The following is a 1,937-nucleotide window of genomic DNA, read 5'->3' as shown; positions in this document are numbered from 1 at the left end:
GATCTCTTCTGTTGGTTGACCTTCGCCAACTTTTTCACCCGTTAATGGGTTCACTGTGATTGGTGTTGTGATTGTCTTACTTCCTGGTTGTCCTTCTTGTTTCACTCGCTCTTCACCAGGTTGTAACTTCGGATTAAATTCACGTTTTGTCTCGAACGGTATCTCTACTGTTTTTGTTTCTGTTTTATTAACTAGATTAGGCGTTAGTTTAAATGTTGAGTTATTTAAATCTGTTCTCATCCAACCATTTGCATATACACCTTGAGATGTTCCCTGTCTTTGACTAGAAGTAATTAAAAAGTTATATGCTTCAGATTTATCCAATCCCAAATCTGATATATTAGCTTCCCAAATTTTACCAGCATATTCGGCTCTCATTATCCCCGATTTTTCATTGTACGCTAATTTTAAATTATTAAGTAATTGACCATGGAATTTTCCATCTGTTGTATCAATAGAATTATCTGCATATTGGAATGAATTATCCGCTTTACCTCTTGTTGGTATGTTTGTTCCAACCTTTGCTGTAGTTCCATCAGCACCTGTTTTTACAAACGTACCATACCCTTTAAATCCTTGTCCTGCCTGTTTCTCTTCTTTATCCATGGGATCTTTAAAATTATACCCTGTATCAATTTTAAATCCTGCTGAATTTTCCATTCCTTTGGGACCTAATATACCTCCCTTTTGTAAATATTCGTTACCGTCACCTTTACTAAATAAGAACCCCCATCCATCAGCGCCAGTTGTTACCGATTGATGATTATTAGCTACTCTAATGTTAAACTCAAAGTCATTTTTAAAAGAAACTTTATTCTTTAATTGTAATGCTCCTGTCAATTCGTTTTTTCCAATACTTTTATTATTGAAACGAGTGACTTCAGATACCTTTAGATCCTCTGGATTGCTTTGTATATCAACACTTCCGTAACCTTCAAAATGTTCTTTACCTTGAATTGTAATTGGGGTAGATTCAACTACATTTTTAGAATCTCTTGTAATATCAAAAGAGCCTTCATCAACAGAACGAGCTTTTCTAACCTTAGGTGTCTCTGCGTTATGAGTGACTGACGATTTCGGCTGAACTTCAGCAACATCAGCTACTTCTTTTGGTGTATCCTCCTTTTTTGATATATCTTCAGCTTTTACTGATGGTTCATGTTCGATTGTGTCTTTGTTTGAAGTTACTTCAGATTTAGCTTCTACACCCTGTGGTGCAGTGTCTTTGTTTGTTACTTCTTCAATCTTCACTTCTTTTGATTGGACATTATCTTTTAATGTAGTTGGATTCTCAATATTGTTTTCAGCTGCTTCTGCCTCTTGTTGAGTTCCCAAATACATTAGTGAGCCAATTAAAATAGATGCTGTTCCAACTGTAAATTTTCTTATTGAATATTTATTCAATTTATTTGATAGAAAATCTACTCTTTTATTTACCGGTCCTTTCTTATCTCTCATTTGCATACTCCTTTTTCCATATTTTCCACTTTACTTACAGTGAATTTACATGTAATTTTACAAATACAATAGGAGTTGCACAATGGAATATAACACTTATCTTTATAAAATTATTTTATATATTGAAACACTTAAAACAATCTACAAATAAAATTATTATTTTTAGTTTTCAATGAATAATTCATTCTTATCTGTTGGAAAAACCCATCAACTCAATAGCATTGAATTTCTAAAATAAAAAATACCTTAACGCATTTAAAAATACATTTAACTGCACCAAGATATTAAAATCTCGAAACATACTTTATGTTTCATTAATATTTATTTCACTCAAAAGATTTTTAATATAATTGTGTTGTTTTACAGAAACAACAATGATTACATTTCTACTATCATGTGGGTCTCTACATTTATTCAAGTAACCCTTTTTTGATAATTCTTTTACGCTTTTAACAATTCTAGATTGGTCTATACCGATA

Annotated in this window: 2 pseudogenes (1 of these 2 running past the window's edge); both read right to left on the bottom strand. The window is 32.1% G+C overall.

The window, feature by feature from the left end:
- Window positions 1–1,458 (bottom strand): annotated as a pseudogene (locus IDG66_RS00845) (G5 domain-containing protein) (it extends 875 nt beyond the left edge of the window).
- A 304-nt stretch (window positions 1,459–1,762) separates the two neighbouring features.
- Window positions 1,763–1,937, bottom strand: a pseudogene (sarT, locus tag IDG66_RS00840) (HTH-type transcriptional regulator SarT); the annotation flags it as partial.

This window comes from Staphylococcus sp. EG-SA-18, from assembly GCF_017151825.1.
Classification (GTDB): Bacteria; Bacillota; Bacilli; order Staphylococcales; family Staphylococcaceae; genus Staphylococcus; species Staphylococcus aureus.
The sequence above is the reverse complement of the archived record's forward strand: the minus strand, read 5'-3'. Positions and strand labels throughout refer to the sequence as shown.